This window comes from Nocardia sp. NPDC049149 (genome assembly GCF_043197455.1).
Lineage (GTDB): Bacteria > Actinomycetota > Actinomycetes > Mycobacteriales > Mycobacteriaceae > Nocardia.
In genome coordinates, this window is sequence record NZ_JBICTD010000001.1 from 1,188,803 (window position 1) to 1,205,097 (window position 16,295).

Annotated in this window: 17 protein-coding genes and 3 tRNA genes; 12 read left to right on the forward strand and 8 right to left on the reverse strand. The window is 66.2% G+C overall.

Annotated features, from left to right (window positions below):
- Positions 1–104 precede the first annotated feature (104 nt).
- Positions 105–1,307: a cysteine desulfurase-like protein gene (locus ACGFNJ_RS05495; protein ID WP_069162125.1), complete on the forward strand. Its 1,203-nt coding sequence runs from the start codon at positions 105–107 to the stop codon at positions 1,305–1,307.
- A gap of 104 nt (positions 1,308–1,411) precedes the next feature.
- Here ACGFNJ_RS05495 and ACGFNJ_RS05500 read toward each other — a convergent pair whose 3' ends face one another.
- Positions 1,412–2,389 carry an NAD(P)H-quinone oxidoreductase gene (locus ACGFNJ_RS05500; RefSeq protein ID WP_393443602.1) on the reverse strand — a complete coding sequence of 326 codons (978 nt, stop codon included), beginning with the start codon at positions 2,387–2,389 and terminating at the stop codon, positions 1,412–1,414.
- 111 nt (positions 2,390–2,500) lie between these two features.
- Between ACGFNJ_RS05500 and ACGFNJ_RS05505 the strand changes: the two genes are divergently transcribed.
- The 4 genes from ACGFNJ_RS05505 (at position 2,501) to ACGFNJ_RS05520 (ending at position 3,946) form a co-directional block, all read left to right on the forward strand.
- Positions 2,501–2,725, forward strand: coding sequence for an alpha-hydroxy-acid oxidizing protein (locus ACGFNJ_RS05505; RefSeq protein ID WP_393443604.1), 225 nt, complete (start codon positions 2,501–2,503; stop codon positions 2,723–2,725).
- 50 nt (positions 2,726–2,775) lie between these two features.
- Positions 2,776–3,276: a MarR family winged helix-turn-helix transcriptional regulator gene (locus ACGFNJ_RS05510; RefSeq protein WP_393443606.1), complete on the forward strand. Its 501-nt coding sequence runs from the start codon at positions 2,776–2,778 to the stop codon at positions 3,274–3,276.
- 25 nt (positions 3,277–3,301) lie between these two features.
- Positions 3,302–3,389, forward strand: a tRNA-Ser gene (locus ACGFNJ_RS05515).
- A gap of 128 nt (positions 3,390–3,517) precedes the next feature.
- Positions 3,518–3,946 carry a hypothetical protein gene (locus tag ACGFNJ_RS05520; RefSeq protein ID WP_393443608.1) on the forward strand — a complete coding sequence of 143 codons (429 nt, stop codon included), beginning with the start codon at positions 3,518–3,520 and terminating at the stop codon, positions 3,944–3,946.
- Positions 3,947–4,014: 68 nt separating this feature from the next.
- On the opposite strand, the gene ACGFNJ_RS05525 is transcribed toward ACGFNJ_RS05520, so the two are convergent.
- Complete coding sequence (locus ACGFNJ_RS05525; RefSeq protein ID WP_393443788.1) at positions 4,015–5,139, reverse strand: nitric oxide synthase oxygenase; 1,125 nt, start codon at positions 5,137–5,139, stop codon at positions 4,015–4,017.
- A gap of 890 nt (positions 5,140–6,029) precedes the next feature.
- Here ACGFNJ_RS05525 and ACGFNJ_RS05530 point away from each other — a divergent pair.
- Positions 6,030–7,100, forward strand: coding sequence for an alpha/beta hydrolase (locus ACGFNJ_RS05530; protein ID WP_393443610.1), 1,071 nt, complete (start codon positions 6,030–6,032; stop codon positions 7,098–7,100).
- Between the two features lie 5 nt (positions 7,101–7,105).
- Here the strand turns inward: ACGFNJ_RS05530 and hisC are convergent, their stop codons facing one another.
- Complete coding sequence (hisC, locus tag ACGFNJ_RS05535) at positions 7,106–8,185, reverse strand: histidinol-phosphate transaminase (protein WP_393443612.1); 1,080 nt, start codon at positions 8,183–8,185, stop codon at positions 7,106–7,108.
- A 117-nt stretch (positions 8,186–8,302) separates the two neighbouring features.
- On the opposite strand from hisC, the gene ACGFNJ_RS05540 reads away from it, so the two are divergent.
- The 4 genes from ACGFNJ_RS05540 (at position 8,303) to ACGFNJ_RS05555 (ending at position 10,734) form a co-directional block, all read left to right on the forward strand.
- Entirely contained in the window at positions 8,303–9,022 is a 720-nt protein-coding gene (locus tag ACGFNJ_RS05540) for a dienelactone hydrolase family protein (RefSeq protein ID WP_393443614.1), read from the forward strand.
- 91 nt (positions 9,023–9,113) lie between these two features.
- A tRNA-Ser gene (locus ACGFNJ_RS05545) sits at positions 9,114–9,203 on the forward strand.
- A 36-nt stretch (positions 9,204–9,239) separates the two neighbouring features.
- A tRNA-Arg gene (locus ACGFNJ_RS05550) sits at positions 9,240–9,312 on the forward strand.
- 315 nt (positions 9,313–9,627) lie between these two features.
- Complete coding sequence (locus tag ACGFNJ_RS05555; protein WP_393443616.1) at positions 9,628–10,734, forward strand: MAB_1171c family putative transporter; 1,107 nt, start codon at positions 9,628–9,630, stop codon at positions 10,732–10,734.
- Positions 10,735–10,953: 219 nt separating this feature from the next.
- Here the strand turns inward: ACGFNJ_RS05555 and ACGFNJ_RS05560 are convergent, their stop codons facing one another.
- Entirely contained in the window at positions 10,954–11,430 is a 477-nt protein-coding gene (locus tag ACGFNJ_RS05560; RefSeq protein WP_393443618.1) for an SRPBCC family protein, read from the reverse strand.
- Positions 11,427–11,747, reverse strand: a complete 321-nt coding sequence (locus ACGFNJ_RS05565) for an ArsR/SmtB family transcription factor (protein WP_393443620.1) — start codon at positions 11,745–11,747, stop codon at positions 11,427–11,429. Before ACGFNJ_RS05565 ends, ACGFNJ_RS05560 begins: the two co-directional genes overlap by 4 nt.
- A gap of 167 nt (positions 11,748–11,914) precedes the next feature.
- On the opposite strand from ACGFNJ_RS05565, the gene ACGFNJ_RS05570 reads away from it, so the two are divergent.
- A complete protein-coding gene (locus tag ACGFNJ_RS05570; RefSeq protein WP_393443622.1) occupies positions 11,915–12,262 on the forward strand; it encodes a DoxX family protein in 348 nt (115 codons plus the stop codon).
- 256 nt (positions 12,263–12,518) lie between these two features.
- On the opposite strand, the gene ACGFNJ_RS05575 is transcribed toward ACGFNJ_RS05570, so the two are convergent.
- Entirely contained in the window at positions 12,519–13,241 is a 723-nt protein-coding gene (locus tag ACGFNJ_RS05575; RefSeq protein WP_393443624.1) for a maleylpyruvate isomerase family mycothiol-dependent enzyme, read from the reverse strand.
- A 96-nt stretch (positions 13,242–13,337) separates the two neighbouring features.
- Entirely contained in the window at positions 13,338–13,730 is a 393-nt protein-coding gene (locus ACGFNJ_RS05580) for a RidA family protein (RefSeq protein WP_393443626.1), read from the reverse strand.
- A gap of 105 nt (positions 13,731–13,835) precedes the next feature.
- Between ACGFNJ_RS05580 and ACGFNJ_RS05585 the strand changes: the two genes are divergently transcribed.
- Entirely contained in the window at positions 13,836–15,410 is a 1,575-nt protein-coding gene (locus ACGFNJ_RS05585) for an esterase-like activity of phytase family protein (RefSeq protein WP_393443628.1), read from the forward strand.
- On the opposite strand, the gene ACGFNJ_RS05590 is transcribed toward ACGFNJ_RS05585, so the two are convergent.
- The gene (locus ACGFNJ_RS05590; protein WP_393443630.1) at positions 15,391–16,116 is read right to left on the reverse strand and encodes a DUF998 domain-containing protein; all 726 of its coding nucleotides are present in this window, start codon (positions 16,114–16,116) and stop codon (positions 15,391–15,393) included. The genes ACGFNJ_RS05585 and ACGFNJ_RS05590 overlap by 20 nt on opposite strands.
- Between the last annotated feature and the right edge of the window lie 179 nt (positions 16,117–16,295).

Consider the following 16,295-nt stretch of genomic DNA (forward strand, 5'->3'; position numbering starts at 1 on the left):
TGAAAGTCGGTTGCCATGCTGAGTCCCAGGTCGCTGTGCCCCCGTTTAGTGGCGGAGGGGAACGCGGTTACACAGGCTCGCCCGCTGCCCTTAGAGTGGCCAACATGACTTACGACGTCGCGAGGGTTCGGGGCCTGATACCGTCCCTCGGCGACGGCTGGATTCATCTCGACCCGCAAGCGGGCATGTTGGTGCCCGATGCGGTATCTCGCGCCGTGTCAACGGGATTCCGAACTTCCTCTTTTTCGCATATCGGTCGCAATGGTGCCGCGGTGCGCAGCGCCGCCATTCTGGACGCGGCCCGCGAGGCGGTGGCGGATCTGGTCGGCGGCGATCCGGCGGGCGTTGTCCTCGGCCCCGACCGTGCCGTCCTGCTCGCCTGGCTGGCCGAATCGCTGAGCTCGCGGCTCGGGCTCGGCACCGGCATCGTGCTGTCCCGGCTGGACGACGAGGCGAACGTCGCACCGTGGTTGCGTATCGCGAATCGCTACGGCGCCCATGTGCGTTGGGCCGAGGTGGAGATCGAAACCTGCGAGATGCCGTCCTGGCAGTTCGAGGAACTGATCGGGCCGACGGCGCGGTTGGTCGCGCTCACCGCCGCCTCGCCGATCGTCGGCTCGGCCCCCGCGGTCCGGGTGGCCGCGGACCGCGTGCACGAGGTGGGTGGGCTGCTCGTCGCCGATGCGTTCGGCGCCGCGCCTTACGCGCTCATCGACATCGACGAGCTCAACGCCGACGTGGTCGCGCTCAGCGCGCCTGCTTGGGGCGGCCCACAGATCGGCGCCCTGGTGTTCCGTGATCCGGCGTTCCTCGACCGCATTCCCTCGATGTCGTTGAACCCCTACGCGAAGGGGGCCGAGCGGCTGGAGGTCGGCGGGCATCAGTACGCCCTGCTCGCCGGGCTGACCACCTCGATCGACTTCCTCGCCGGGCTGGACGAGCGTGCCCGGGGCAGCAGGCGGCAGCGGCTGGAAATGTCGATCACCTCGCTGCAGGACTACCACGATCAGCTGTTCGAGCACCTGATGGATGTGCTGGACAAGATCCCGAACCTGACCGTGATCGGGCGCGCCTCGACTCGAATCCCCACTGTCAGTTTCACCCTCGCCGGCATGCAGGCGGAGAAGGTCGCCGCCAAGCTGGCCGACAACCGCATCGGCACCGTCAGCGGTGTGCACGGCGGCAGTCGGCTGCTCGACGCGCTCGGCGTCAACGACGAGGGTGGCGCGGTCACCATCGGACTCGCGCCCTACACAACCAAATTCGAGATCGATCAGCTCGGCCGCGCGCTAGTCGCCTTGGAGTGATCCCGCGCCGCCCGGCATGAGATCCGCACTCTTTCTGCGGATCCGCACCGGTTCCAGCAGCACAGAACGGGTGCGGATCCACAGAGTGGGTGCGGATTTCGGGTTCACACGGTCAAGGTGACCTTGCCGAAGGCTTCGCCGGATTCCAGCAGGCGGTGTGCCTCGGCGGCTTCGGCGATCGGGAGTTCCGCGTGGATTACCGGAACTACGCTGCCGTCGGCGACCAACGGCCACAGTTGCCGGCGTATGTCGGCGATGATCGCGGCCTTGCTGCCTGTGCCGGTGGCCGGGCGGTTGCGCACGTTGGTGGCGTGCACGGTGCCCCATTTCCGCAGCAGCGCAGCAATATTCAGTTCGCCGACGGCGCCGCCCTGCATGCCGATCACGACCAGATGCCCGAAACTCGCCAGCGCATCGACGTTGCGCGTCAAGTAGGCCGCGCCCATGAGGTCCAGGATGACGTGCGCGCCACCGGATTCGGTCACCGCCGCGACGAAATCATCGGTGCGGTAATTGATCAGCAGTTCCGCGCCGAGTTCCTTGCAGCGTGCCAGCTTGTCGTCCGACCCGGCGGTGACCGCGACGCGCGCGCCGAGGCTGCGTGCCACCTGGATCGCGTGCGTGCCGATGCCGCTACCACCGCCGTGGATCAGCACCAGCTGGCCTGCCTGCAGTCCCGCTGTCAGCACCAGGTTCGACCACACGGTCGCCGCCACCTCGGGCAGGCCTGCGGCCGCACCCAGATCGAGGCCGTCCGGCACCGGAAGCAGTTGGGCGGCAGGCGCAACGACCTTCTCGGCGTAGGCGCCGCCGGACAGCAGCGCGCACACGCGATCGCCCACCTGCCAGTCGTGCACGCCCGCACCGAGTTCCGCGATCACGCCGGAGCATTCCAGGCCGAGGATCGTGCTCGCACCGGGCGGTGACGGATAGAGACCTTGGCGTTGCAGCAGATCGGCCCGGTTCACCCCGGCCGCCGCCACCTCGATCAGGACCTCGCCGTGGCCTGGCGTCGGATCCGGCGCCTCCGACCACACCATCACCTCGGGCCCGCCGAAACCGTTCAGTTCGATTGCATGCACGGTTCCCATCCTGCCTCGCGGGAAGGCACGCCGCTCGCGTGGGCCGTTTCCGTGGATCGGATTTGCGCGAGCGGCCCGCACAGGGTGGGTGCACCGACTACCGTCACGGTCGTGAGCAGCAGTTTCGCCGATTTCCAGCACGAGATCTACCAGGTGATCGCCGTCAAGACGGTGCTGTACGAAGGGCCGTTGGCCTACAGGCTCGGCATCGCGGGCGACGCCGGTGTCCGGCATGCCGCGCGGCTGTTGCTGGCTGATTTCGGGACCGCGATGAGCCTCGCCGGTTGTGCGAACCTCACCGCCGTGCCGCGATCGCTCGTCGCGACCGCCCGCTAAGCGAAATAGCTTTCCCTCACAGCGAGTTTCCCCAGGTGGTCGGACTTAGAATGAGCAATGTGCATCCCGAATCGAGCAGTCCCGTCGCGACGGAGCCGAGATGGCTCACCCCGCCGCAGCAGCGGGCCTGGCGGGCCTACATGGACGGGCATCAACGCCTGATGACCGCGTTGAATCGGCAGCTCCAAGCGGACAACGACCTGAGTGTCGCCGAATACCGCATTCTGGTGCTGCTGTCCGAAGCGCCCGGTCGCGCCCTGCGGATGAGCGAGCTTGCCGACGGTGTGCTCTCCTCCAGAAGCCGCCTCACCCATCAGATCCGGCGCCTCGAAGCCCAGCACATGGTGCGCCGCAACACCTGCCTCGAGGACGGCCGCGGCGTCCTCGCCGAACTCACCGATGAAGGCATGCGCCGCCTCGAATCCGCCGCCCCCGGCCACGTCGAGGCCGTCCGCCGCAACTTCGTCGACCTGCTCACCGCACACCAGCTCGAGGTCATCGCCGAAGTCTTCGCCCGCGTCGATCAGGAAATCGGAACGCGACCCCTCTGAGCCGTCCGCTACCATCGTCGTCTGAGGAGACGTGGCAGAGCGGCCGAATGCACTCGCCTTGAAAGCGAGCGTCGCGAGAGCGACCGGGGGTTCAAATCCCTCCGTCTCCGCCAAGAAGCACGCTGGTACCCGTTACCGGCGAGCGTTGGACGACGAAGCGGATCTGCGGCGGGCCCCTATTCTCGGGGGCAGCGGATTCCATTGTGCTGGAACCTGTTGCGGGGCAGGATCGGATCGTGTGATGAACAGACGAATTCGAGGAGCTTTTCTGCTGGCTGTTTCCGCTGCGGCGGTCACACTCACCCCATTCAGCGCCGCGCCCGCGGTCGCGGCGTCCCCCTTCAAGGCCCCCGTGGTCACGTTCGAAGGCACCGGGCCCGGCACGGTGACCGCGACCCTGCACAACCCGAACGACCGCGGCCAATGCTGGGCCGAGGCAGGCGTCGGCCCCAACAACGACCACGTCTTCTTCGGTGAGGCCAAGCCCGAGTCCCTGGCAGGCCCCCGCGAGACCATCAAGACCTCGCTGACCGGCCTCCAGCCAGGTTCCACCATCACCGCCCGCGGCGGCTGCGCCGACACCAGCCCGGCAGGCGGCTACGAGCTCAGCGAACTCGTCACCGTCGCCGTCCCCTCCGGCAAGCCCGCAACCGGCAGCTTCGGCAACTAACCCGACCCGCCACCGAGGCGGCGCAGGCTCCCCGAGCCTGCGCCGCTCCGCACCGAACCCTGCGGGATCTACTCTTCGGGGTCGCCGCTGAAATCTCGGCGGACGAAGTTGGGGCGGATGTCGAGGTCTGGTGGGTCGTAGTAGCGGTGGAAGGTGGGGGTCAGGCCCGATGAGATCGGGGGGTTTATCCAGCTCCAGTCGGTGGGACACTTGCGACCTGCGGTTTCTTCGCGTTTGACGTGATCGCAGAACTGTTTGGCGACGGTGTGGTGGTCGACGATGTAGACGCCCGACTTGCGGAAGCTGTGCAGCACAGCGCGATTGAGTTCGACGAGGGCCGAGTCGCGCCACAGGTTGCGTTCGGAGCGCGTGTCGAGGCACATCATTTCGGCGATCAGCGGCAGCATGTTGTAGCGGTTGGTGTCGCTCAGGTTGCGTGCGCCGATCTCCGCGCCCATGTACCAGCCGTTGAACGGCGCGAACGGGTAGGTGACGCCGCCGACCTCGAGGTTCATGTTGGAGACCGCGGGCAGCGCGTGCCAGCGCAGGCCGAGTCCGGCGAACCATTCGAATTCCGGATGCTCCAGTTCCACCTCGCGGGCCAGCTCGGGCGGAATGTCGAACCAGCGTATCGGTTCGTCCGGCGTGCTGATCAACAGCGGGAGAATGTCGAATGGTGTTCTGGCGCCCCGCCATCCGAGTTTCATCGCGAACTCGGTGAGGGTGATGTTCGCCGCGTCGCCGGTGACCGTGCCGTCTCCGTTGCGGTAGCCCGCGTACCGGATGAGCTGCGGGCTGACGATGCGGAACTCACGCCCGTCCGGCTGGCGCGGCGGGCCGACGGTGATCATCGACTGGATGGCGCCGCCGTTGGTGGCCATCTGCAGGTGCTGCCAGCAGACCTCGGCCAGGTCGCGCGCGGACCGCACTCGCCGCGCGTCGAGCAATTTCAGTGAGCGCCAATGCTTTCGGCCGACACAGCGGGCGTGATTGCGCCACGCGAGTTTGGCTCCGATCAGGATTTCCTCGGCGGTCTGCTGGTAGCTGCCGGTCTGTTCGAGCTGTTCCAGCGCGGTGCGGCGGCGCTGGGACGACAGGTGAGCCAGTTCGGGCATGCGGAAGAATTCGTCGCACTCGCGCAGCCGACGTTTCAGGTCGGTGCTGAAAGGCTTTGTGTCAGGCGAGTTCTCGATCGGTGTTGCGGGTAACACAGGATTCACGGTTTTCTCCGGTCGGGCATAGGTACTGCGGTGAAACAGACAAGTTCGAGCGGGAGAATTCGCGCAGGTGCGCAGCCGGCAGTGTCGCTCGCCGGTGGTCCGCGGGTGCGGGGTGCGAGAGCGATGCCGGGAATTAGCTTCTGCCCGAAAATGATTGTTGCCACGCGGGGACTGTCCCGACTCCGTACCAGGCGGCCGGTCTGTTTGCTGTGTATGTGCGCAGCGTGATGACCTCGATGCCGATGGTGCGGATCAACAATCATGCGCGTCCTAGTTCATGCCCGGAAAGGCCCGGAGAGTAGCGTACGGCGAGTGTGCTGATGGTGTGCCCGGATTTGCTGGATTTGCTGGGTTGGTCCACGTCGGCGCTGAAAATTGGTGACGTTCAGTGCCATTGACTCCGACAGTTGATGTCGGCGTAGGCGTTTGCTCGTGCGCAATGTGAACACGCCGAAGGTTGTCAGCGCGTATGCCGCCTTGTCACAGCCGGCTCGGCGTGCCGCCTTGGCTCGGGTGTTGCCCGAGCCGTTCTGAAGTCGTCGTACTCACGACGGGTCGTTCGTGCGCTACGCCGTGACTGGACGTTCGCCGCAACGGTGCGAGTCGGTGTCGGATTGTCGACCGGCTGGTATGTCGACGACCGGATTCCGCTGATCGACGACCGGATTCCGGTGATCTCGGATACAACGACCTCCTCCACACCGTCGACTCGCCGTCCCGCGGCCAAGAGCCGTTCCGGATGGAAATGTGCAGGAAGACCCCTGTGCGCGCCGACCGGGCAGCGAAAGTGGCCCTGGTCACATATTATTGCGACCCGCTATGGCCACCCGATCAGGCCGGGCATTTCTGGCAGGATGGGTCGCATGCTGTCTCGGCGTGGGGTGCGGCGCTGGGTTTCCAGCGTCTTGGTCAGCGCAGCACTGATTTCCGGTGCTGTGACGTTCGGCGCTCCGCAGTTGTCGGCGGCGCCCCCGGATGATCCGAAACCGAGCACCGGCTCCTCGGACGGCCCGGCCCCCGCCGAGCCGACGACAAAGCAACCGGCGCACCCGGCGATCGACCACATCGAACCGATCAACGACCGATGGCTGCGCGTGTTCGTCGCCTCACCCGCGATGAGCCGCCTCGTCGAAGTACAGGTGCTGCTGCCGCGTGACACCTCGAAGCCGCGCCCGACCGTGTACATGCTCGACGGCCGCAGCGCGAGCCCGACCAGCAACAACTGGACCGAACTCGGCCACGCCGACAGGTTCTTCGAGGACAAGGACGTCAATGTCGTCCTCACGGTCGGCGGCCCGGCCAGCTTCTACACGGACTGGAAGAAACCGGATCCGGTGCTCGGCACGAACATGTGGGAGACGTTCCTGACTCGTGAGCTACCGCCGCTGATCGACGCGACGTTCAACGGCAACGGCCGCAACGCGGTGATGGGCGTGTCCATGGGCGCCGAGGCCGCAATGATGCTCGCGGTGCGGCAGCCGCAGCTCTACACCGCCATCGCCGCGCACAGCGGCTGTTTCTCCATGGGCACCGACCTCGGCCAAGCACAGGCCAGGGCCGTGGTCGCCACCTATCGGGGTGTGCCGGACAACATGTTCGGCGAGCAGGACGATCCCGCCTGGCTCGACCACGACGTGACGCTGCACGCGGAAGCGTTGCGCGGCAAGACGATCTACATGTCCGTCGGCAGCGGCCTGCCTGGCATCCACGATGTGCCGGGCACCCCTGGTGTCGACGCGGCGACCACCATCAGCGTCGGCGGGCCGCTCGAGGCGGCCACCAACAACTGCACGCGCAGGCTCACCGACCGGCTTCGCGTGCTCGGGATTCCGGTGACCGCGGACTTCCGCGCGACCGGCACCCACTCGTGGCCCTACTGGGCCGACGAGTTGGCGCGGTCGTGGCCGGTGATCGCGGGCGCGCTCGGCAGGTAAGACCCTTAACCGAGGAAGCGCGCGACAACCGCCGGATCCGTGGCGAATTCGAGGAACAGATCGTTCTCGTGCGGATCGCCGATGGTCACCCGCACCCCGTCGGTGCCGTAGGGCCGCACCAGCACCCCCGCCTCGGCACTCGCCTCACCGAACGCCACGGTGCGCTCGCCGAGCGGCAGCCAGACGAAGTTGGATTGGCTCGGCGGCACCTGATAGCCGGCCGCGCGCAACGCCTCGCGCACCCGGTCCCGTTCGACGACGAGAGTGTCTGTGCGGTCCAGCAATTCGTGCCGCGCCTCCAGCGAAGCGATCGCCGCCGCCTGCGCGACCCGGTTGACGCTGAACGGAATATGCACCTTCATCAGCGCCGTGATCACCGCAGGATCGCCGACCGCGTAGCCCGCGCGGAGCCCCGCGAGGCCGTACGCCTTCGAGAAGGTGCGCAGCACAAGAACATTGGGCCGGGTGCGGCCGAGCTCGATGCCGTTCGGGAAGTCCTCGGGCGCGAGCCGCAGATACTCGAAGTAGGCCTCGTCCAACACGATCAGCACATGCTTGGGCACCGCGTCGAGGAAGCGGGTCAGCTCCGCCTTGCCGACCGCGGTGCCGGTCGGGTTGTTCGGGTTGCAGACGAAGATCAACTTGGTGCGCTCGGTGACCGCCGCGGCCAGCGCATCCAGGTCGTACACCAGGTCGGGGGTGAGCGGCACCTGCACGGCTGTCGCGTTGCCGACCTTGGTGACGATCGGATACGCCTCGAACGAGCGCCAACCGAACAGCACCTCGTCGGTCGGTGCATCGCAGGTGATCTGCACCAGTTCCTGGCACAGCGCGACGCTGCCGCAGCCGACGGCGATGTTCTCCTGCGCGACGCCGAGGAAATCGGCCAGCGCCGCGCGCAATTCGAGGGCTTGGTTGTCCGGATACCGGTTCGCCAGCTCGGCGGCCTCGGCGATGGCTTTGGCGGCGGAGGGGAGCGGACCGAACGTGGTTTCGTTGCTGGCGAGCTTCACCGCACCGGGATGGTTGCGGCCGGGGACGTACGCCGGAATCGACTCGAGGTCCGGCCGGGTTGACGCTGTCACCCCCCAACCATATGTCGCCGCGCGGAAAGTCAGGCCTGCGTACCGAAAATTCTGTGGGTAACCGACGCTCAACAGGAATTTCTTCCGAAGATCAAGAAGTCGCCCTACCCTGGATTCATGTCGGGTACTTACAACGACCTTGCCCCTTTGCGCACCGACGAACTGGAACCCGAACCTGCGACCGAGGCGAAACGCCTGGCCGCCGACAGTCAAGTGCCCATCATCGTGCTCGAGCCGGAGGGCCACGCCCGCGGCGGCATCGTGATCCTGCACGAATCCCGCGAGTTCACCGGCCCCCTGCTCGCTTTGATGGGTTCGCTGGCCTCCGAAGGCTGGACCGTGGTGGTGCCCAACCTGTTTCATCGCACCGATCCGCGGCGCGAGGTGTTCGGCGAGGAACTCTTCGACGATTTCGACGCCTGCTTCGACTGGCTCACCCGCCGCGGCCTCTTCCCCGACACCATCGGAGTGCTCGGCTTCGACTCCGCGGGCACCGCCGCCTTCCTGGTCGCCACCAACCGCCCGGTCGGCGCGGCCGTGAGCGTCGCGGCGCCGGGCATCGTCGAACCGCTCACCGAACAGGCCGACGCCCTCGTGTGTGTCGCCCCACACCTGCAGGCGCCGTGGCTCGGTCTCTTCGGCACCGACGACCCCGCCACCCCGCCCGCCGAAGTCGAGCGACTGCGCGACGCGACCGGCCGCGCGGCGGTGGCCAGCCTGGTCGTCAGCTACCCGGGGCTCGATCACCGCGCCGACCATCCCGCCACCGACGACGACTACGCGACCGTCGACTCACAAACCAGGATCTTCGACTGGTTCGACAGCAACTTACGCTGATAACCAGCCGTTTTGCGATCTGGACAACGGCTCCTGTAACCTTCATGCTCGGCGGTTCGAAAGGACCGGTGCCCTCGAAGAGAAGGCTCCAGGAGGCGTGCCAGAGCGGCCGAATGGGACTCACTGCTAATGAGTTGTCCCTTCACGGGGACCGGAGGTTCAAATCCTCTCGCCTCCGCCACACCCGGGTAACCGGGTACAACAACTGAATAACCACGCGGCTGTAGCTCAACGGATAGAGCATCTGACTACGGATCAGAAGGTTAGGGGTTCGAATCCCTTCAGCCGCACAACATGAAAGCCCTGGCAAACCAACTGCCAGGGCTTTCATCATTTCACCTGGCATCCGTCGGATCTGCCACCGCCCACTCTCGGCGTCATCCCACACGTCCCCCGCGGTTGGATGCTCACCGGCGAATCGTTCCAGCGCCCCGGACGAGGTCGCCGACGGCTACGCCCGCAAACCCGGTTCCGCCCGCCGCTGGTCCGTCAGCGAAAGCCCAGTCATGTGGTCAATTCTCGCTGGCTCGCAACACTTCCGTTTGTGCGGCCGAGGCGGCAGTATCCGACGGGCACGAGTTCTGCCAGATCAAGAGGATGCATCGATGTCGTCACCGATACCGGGAGTCGTGTCCTGGGCAGTGATCGGTTACGTCACCGTTGTCGGGTCGGGGCGGTTATGGCTTGTCGGCGGCGCTGTTGTCGATCGGCTCATAAACCACGTTGGCCTGTGGAGTATTGCGACCCTGCTGATTTACCAGTGTGCATCGACGCCGACCATCGATGATCCGGCGAATCAGCTCGCCCTTGGCTGCGTTCTCATGACCACCACATATCTGAACAGCATCGGTCGGCTCGTCGGCGCTGATTCCGAGCCGGATACTGTGTGGCGCAACCAGCGCAACGCCGTTCTCCTCGCCATGACCGCGACGGTCTTGATAGTTCTGACCGCCAGATACTCGGGGCGATCGATCGACCTGCGCATCGTGGGGATTGGACTGGGCGTCGCTTGCGCCGTTGCCGTCACCTACAACACGTTCGTGATCACTCGCAGCTGCCTCGGCGCACTCCGCGATGTCGACACTCCGCGCGCGGCGCGGATCGTGTGTCTCGGCCTGATCGGCAGCAACGCCGGTCTCTGGGGTGCGCTGGTGCTCTCGCTCTCCCAGCTGGCCACCGGATTGCCCGACGGACCGCAACTGTCGCTGGTCCAGGCGGCGTTCACGCTGTGGGTCGCGATCAATACGACACTGCACGCGATACCGCTGGTCGCGGAGTTGGTGCGGCGAGCGGGTATGGATCGCGCCACCAGAACCTGCCGTCGACTGTTGCCGCTGTGGCGTGATCTCACCGCGGCGGTCCCGGAGATCGTCATGCCCGCCGATGCGCGGCACGACTCGGATCCGGCCACCCGTCTGCTGCGAATGACTGTGGAAATCCGCGACGCGATGCTCCAGCTGGGCGCGTACCTCCCTGCCGAAACCGGTGAAACGCAACGCAATACCGTGCGCGAGCCCGAATCTGACCGGGGGATTGCCGATTACGCGCATCGGCTGATCCGAGCGGCGCAGGCCAGAAAGGCGGGCCTACCGCCCGCTGGCACCGGGGCACCACCGCCATTGCCAATGGTCGCGCACGATTTCGACGCCGAGCTCGCCCACCTGATCGACCTGGCCCGCATCTGGCCGCAGGCCAAGGCCGCGGTGGGTTGAGTCGACCGCGCAGCGCGTAAGGCTCCTCCCGGATCCGGGAGGAGCCTTCTCGCCTATCCGTGGGAGTGCTGGTTCGGGTTTATCGATCCTGGTCAACGCCTGCGGGCTGATGTCCGAGATCGCGCATATGATGGAACTGCTCAGCGCAACGTAGTCCCGCTCATGACAAAAGCCGACCTCGAATCACCTTGAGCAGCACGGCTTTTGCCGACCTCGAAACTATTCTGCGAACAGTTCGGCGTACCGCTTCAGGTACAACGGCCATCCCGCATCGCCGTCGACACCATCGGTAATCGCCTGCCAGCCCGGTCCGTGCCGGTCGATGTTGCGATGTTCCAGTTCTACCCTGGTGCGCTCGGGGGTCTCGGCAATGAACCGGACCTCGACTTCGCTGGTGTTGTCCTGCGTTGTCTCGATCTGCCATTGCGGGCCGATGTCCCAGCTGAACACCACCCGATCCGGCGGCTCGAAAGCGAGGATGCGCGCCCAGTGGCATTCGCTGCCGTCGACGCCTCGGTCGTAGATGTGTCCGCCGACTCGCGGATCGAAGACGGTTTCGGCGATCGCGACACCGAGCAGGTTGTGCTCTGGCGGTTTGAAATCCCCGAACCGCTCGGTGAATACGGTGAAGGCGCGCTCGATGGGTGCCGCGACGACGATCTGCTTGCGGACCACCGCGGCCGGTGCCTGAGTCATGAACTCTCCTCTGTCGATTCTTCGATGACGTCCTCGTACCCGGCCAGCGCTCGGTTCCAGAAGGTGTCGAGCTGGTCGCGCAATGCGGCCACACCGGCTGGGTTCAGCCGATAGATGCGGCGTGTGCCGGCCATGCGGTCGGTGACCAGCCCCGCATCCTTGAGGACTTTCAGATGCTGGGACACCGCGGGCCTGCTGACCGGCAGCTCATCGGCAAGTTCGCCGACGGCCCGCGGCCTTTCAGCCAGGCACGCGACGATCGCACGCCTCGTGCGATCGCCTAGCGCGTCCCATCCATCCTCTTGGTTAGTGCTCACGAACGGTAAGTCTCCACTTACGGAAGGCTTTGGTCAAGAGTCGGATGGCAGAAATAACGAACCCCTTCAGTGGCGCCCAGGCTGGAACGCCAGGATCGGTTGTCACACTTTCGGATCGTGCTCCGTCTACTCGGTGTTGGCCCCCACACCGCTACAAGGAGTTCCCGATGTTCACTGCCTACGTTGTCGTCACCGTCTTGGCCGCGCTCTGGGTCGGCTTTTCGGCACTGTCGATCCTGCGCCGCGCCACCTGGGTGACCGAACCGCTGACCGAATACGGTGTGCCGCAGTCGTGGTGGACCTGGTTGGGCCTCGCGAAGGCCGCAGGCGCGGTCGGCCTGCTCGTCGGTTTGGCGGTGCCGGTGATCGGCGTGCTCGCCGCCATCGGAGTGGTGCTCTACTTCACGGGCGCGATCATCACCATCGTGCGCGCACGCTCGTACGCGCACATCCCTTTCCCGCTGCTGTACATGATCCCGGTGATCGTCGCTATGGGCCTGGGCGCCGCAGCCTGACGTCGTGGGCATGAGCGCCCGCGCCGCCCCCCGAAGGCATTGCCCCCGAACAACAACCACCACCCACAGCAAAGCCCCGCCCTCCAGGAGCGGGGCTTTCCTGTTCTCCGGCACGAGTGGCACACCATGGAGAGGTCTTCTCGACGTTTGCCGCAGCCATGTGCCACTCGTGGGCTGCCGGAGCGCCGCCGGGCTGCCGGCCGAGGCGCGGGGTTGACCTCCGGCCGCACGCTTTGGGGCGTGCGGCCGTTCCGGTCTACTTCCAGTCGGGCAGTGCGGGCAGCTCGCCGGTGAGATCGGCACCGTCCGAGCGGCCGAGCAACCAGGCGGCCAGGGCGGCAACCGAGCCGGTGATGGTCTGGGCGGGTGTCCCCGTACCGACGATGCCGCTGAACGTGGAGTCAGTGGCCCGCAACGAGAACGCGGGAACGGGTTCGGCTGCGGCGGTGGTGATTCGGTTCATGTCGACGGTCGCCTGGGTGAGGATCCGAGCGGCGAAGTCGGCAGGCCAGTCAGCGGGGGTGAACCCGACGTTCAGGTCGACGTGGTGAATCTCCACCTCCTGCAAGCGCATCCAGCGCACTTCGGTGGCCGGGATCGGCCGCCCCTGCCTGGTGCGGACTTCCGCGTGCCACGCCTCATCGGTCAGCGAATTCGCCACGGCCAGCCAGCGTTTCGCGGCAGCCTCGTTGTCGGCGAGTTGCGCGTCCATCGGTCGTGGCGCGCCGGCCTCGATGTCGAAGTCACGCAGGAACATGTTGGCGTACTGCGGAATCTCGACCCCGGTGTGCGCCCAGAGCAGCAGATTGAGCACGCTGTCGGCATTGCGGGCGACGTGCGCGAGCACGTGGCCGCGGGTCCAGCCTGGCAGCAGCGACGGACCGGTCAGGTCGTCATTGCCCAGCTTGCGGATGCTGTCGAGGAGACGATCGGTCGCCTCGGCGAGGGTGTCGAGTGAGACTAAGGAGTCGCTGGTCACACCTGCGACCCTAGCGACCCGATGGTCCGGCCCGCCGAGGATTACCGGCGGACCGGACGCACTGGCGTGCGGACATGGGACGGAGCAAGAATCTTGCTACTCGGCCACGATCGCGTCGACTTCGATCTCCACCAGCAGAGCCGGGGTGATCAGAGCGCTGATCTCGTACATGGAGGTGGCGGGGCGGATGTCGCCGAACACCTCGGCATGCGCCTTGCCGACCTCGGCCCAGCGCGAGATGTCGGTGACGAAGATGCGGGTGCGAACCACATCGGCGAAGCTCGCGCCCGCCTCGGTGAGGGCGGTGTCGATGCGGCGCAGGACTTCCCTGGTCTGCTCGCCGATGTCGTCGCCGCCGACCGCGTGGCCGCCGGGCAACGATGCCGTTGTGCCGCTGACCGCGATGGTATTGCCGAGCTTGACGGCACGGCTGTAGCCGACGAGGTCTTCGAATTCGGAGCCGGAGGAGATGTTCACACGAGCAGTCATGGCGTCAGCATGTCATGGGCTTGCCTGTGTCTCGAAGCGTGTTTCGACACCGAGTTGTCATCCCCGCGTCGACCGGATGTCGGATCCGCGCGGTACGCAGTCCCGGTGAAAGCTGTTTCTCGTCCCCGAGTCGTCGCCGTCGCCGTGCTTTGCGTCGGTGTGCTGGCCGCAGGCTGTTCCTCTTCGAATTCGACCGCGGATTTCACCGCGACCAAGGATAAGCCGCTGGTGATCTCCCTGGACGACCTTCTCGCGAAGACGGGTGGCAGCGCCGCCATCCGCATCGCCGACCCGGAGCACGGGAAGGTGACCCGTCGCGTCGACGGCGCGCTCGTCTACACCCCGAACCCGGGCTACACCGGCGCCGACACCCTCCAGGTGACCACTACCGACGCGGTCCGCCTGTACACCACCGACATCCCGGCGCTCGGCGAGTTCGGCGGAACCACGGTGCAGGGCAGCGGCTTCGGTTCGGCATGGACGCCGGTGCCCGGCAGCAAGGACGAGTTCTACGGGCTCACCGACCGCGGCCCGAACGTGGACGGCCCCGGCAAGAACGAGAAGCTTTCGCCGACACCGAATTTCGTGCCGAAGATCGGCAAGTTCAAGCTGGTCGGCACCCGCGCGGTGCTGCAATCCTCGCTCGATCTGCACACCGCGGCAGGCGTCGGGTTCAACGGTCAGGTCGACGTGGCCGCGAACACCGGCGAAACCATCAAGGATCTGGCCGGAAACGTGTTGCCGCCCACCGATCACGGCCTCGACCCCGAGGGTTTGGTCGCGCTGCCCGACGGCACCTTCTGGGTGTCCGACGAATACGGCCCGTTCCTGGTGCATTTCGACGCCAAGGGCGGCGAGATCGAACGCCTCGCGCCCGGATCGGGTCTGCCCAAGGAACTTTCGTTGCGCACCCCGAACCAGGGCATGGAGGGCCTGACCGTCACCCCGGATGGCAGCACCCTCGTCGGCGTGGTGCAGAGCGCCCTGAATGCGCCCGGGCTCAACGGTTCCGCCAAGGAGGTGTCGTTCACCCGCATCGTCACCGTCGATCTGAAGACGAAGGCCGTCAAGGAATTCGTTGTCCCGTTGGAGAACCCGAAGTCCACCAAGGTCGCCGATTCGGAGATCACCGCGCTGAGCGCAACCACCTTTCTGATCGACGAGCGCGACGGCAACCTCGCGCCGAAGGCAGACAAGAAGTTGTGGACTGTCGACATCGCCAAGGCCACCGATGTCGGCCCCGACGCCAAGGTGCCCGGCGCGCAATACGATCCGGAACGCGGCGGCCTGCTGGTCGACGGCAAGCCGCTGGAGGCGCTTGTCGGCGCCGTGCCGACCACCGAGGCCGTGGCCGCGCTGAGCAAGGTAGGCATCACCGCGGCGGCCAAGACGACGAACCTGGATCTCAACGGCCTGGTCAAGGATCTCGACGCGGACGGAAAGTTCTTCGGCCACGACAAGATCGAGGGCATCGCCACCTTCGACGGCGGCAAGACGCTCTACATTGCCAACGACAGCGACTTCGGCCTGGCGGGCAGCAAGGGCGAGCAGCCTCCGTTCGGGCTCAAGCCGAAGACGTTGCCCAACGGCGTGCAGGACAGCGGCGAGATCCTCTTCGTCGACACCGCCAAGCTGCCTGCGAAGACCGCGAGTCACTCGGTCAAGCTGGAGGTGAAGTAGTTCGATCGGTGGGGTCGGTCCATTCCCGGCCCTCCAGGATCACCGCGGCGGCCAACGTGATCAGCCACAGCGACATCGAACCGACCTGAATCCGCTGGGCGATGCCGAGCGCATAGTTTCCGGGCAAATGATCGGCGACCAGCATCCACACGGTCGCTGCCGAGCCGACCACCAGCACGACGAGCCCGAACTCGCGCAGGATCCGCCACCGGTGATAGCGGAACGCCGCGAGGCTGAACGCGAAGGTGGCTACGGCGATCGAGGTGACCGCGATGGTGCTCGACAACGCGTGCGGCTGGTGCAACTGCGGGAACAACTCGCTGGGACCACCGCCGCACGCGGTGTCGCTCGCCGTGCAGTCGCGCAGCGGAAGCAGCACGTCGGCAATGGTCGCGGCCCCGAAAAAGAGCAGAGCGACCCAGCCGACGGTGGTGAGCCTGCGCCGGGGGAACACCAGCAGTCCGCCGATCGCGGCGGGGATGAGCAGGGCTCCGACGATCTTGTCGGCGGTCGCGAAGACCGCCCGATAGGGCTTGCCCTCCGCGTCCAACTCGCTGAGAAACGAGTTGACCGGGTCGACGTCGATCTTCAGGACGAACTCGAGCACCCACGACGAGTAGCAGACTCCGGCGATCAAGATGGCCGTCGCGATCGCTAAGGACGCCACCCGCACGCGCCGTTCGGCGATCCTCTGGCTATCACTCACCAGTTCATTCTCCTACGTGCTGCTGGACCGATGTTCAACGGTAACCAAACACACGTCTTTGCCAACTTGTCCACAGGCTCCTGTCAGGTTCGGCGGACAGGCTGAGGTCGAAGCGTTCCTGAGGAGGTCCCATGATCGGCTACGCAACAGCCGCCGCCGGAGTCGTCGTGATGTCGGTG

Excerpts from the sequence above, each read along its gene's own strand:
- ACGFNJ_RS05555 (WP_393443616.1), top strand. The coding sequence starts at position 9,628 with ATGTCGTCACCGATACCGGGAGTCGTGTCCTGGGCAGTGATCGGTTAC.
- ACGFNJ_RS05540 (WP_393443614.1), top strand. The coding sequence starts at position 8,303 with ATGTCGGGTACTTACAACGACCTTGCCCCTTTGCGCACCGACGAACTG.
- ACGFNJ_RS05560 (WP_393443618.1), bottom strand. The coding sequence starts at position 11,430 with ATGACTCAGGCACCGGCCGCGGTGGTCCGCAAGCAGATCGTCGTCGCG.
- ACGFNJ_RS05520 (WP_393443608.1), top strand. The coding sequence starts at position 3,518 with ATGAACAGACGAATTCGAGGAGCTTTTCTGCTGGCTGTTTCCGCTGCG.
- ACGFNJ_RS05510 (WP_393443606.1), top strand. The coding sequence starts at position 2,776 with ATGAGCAATGTGCATCCCGAATCGAGCAGTCCCGTCGCGACGGAGCCG.
- ACGFNJ_RS05495 (WP_069162125.1), top strand. The coding sequence starts at position 105 with ATGACTTACGACGTCGCGAGGGTTCGGGGCCTGATACCGTCCCTCGGC.
- ACGFNJ_RS05530 (WP_393443610.1), top strand. The coding sequence starts at position 6,030 with ATGCTGTCTCGGCGTGGGGTGCGGCGCTGGGTTTCCAGCGTCTTGGTC.
- ACGFNJ_RS05580 (WP_393443626.1), bottom strand. The coding sequence starts at position 13,730 with ATGACTGCTCGTGTGAACATCTCCTCCGGCTCCGAATTCGAAGACCTC.
- ACGFNJ_RS05570 (WP_393443622.1), top strand. The coding sequence starts at position 11,915 with ATGTTCACTGCCTACGTTGTCGTCACCGTCTTGGCCGCGCTCTGGGTC.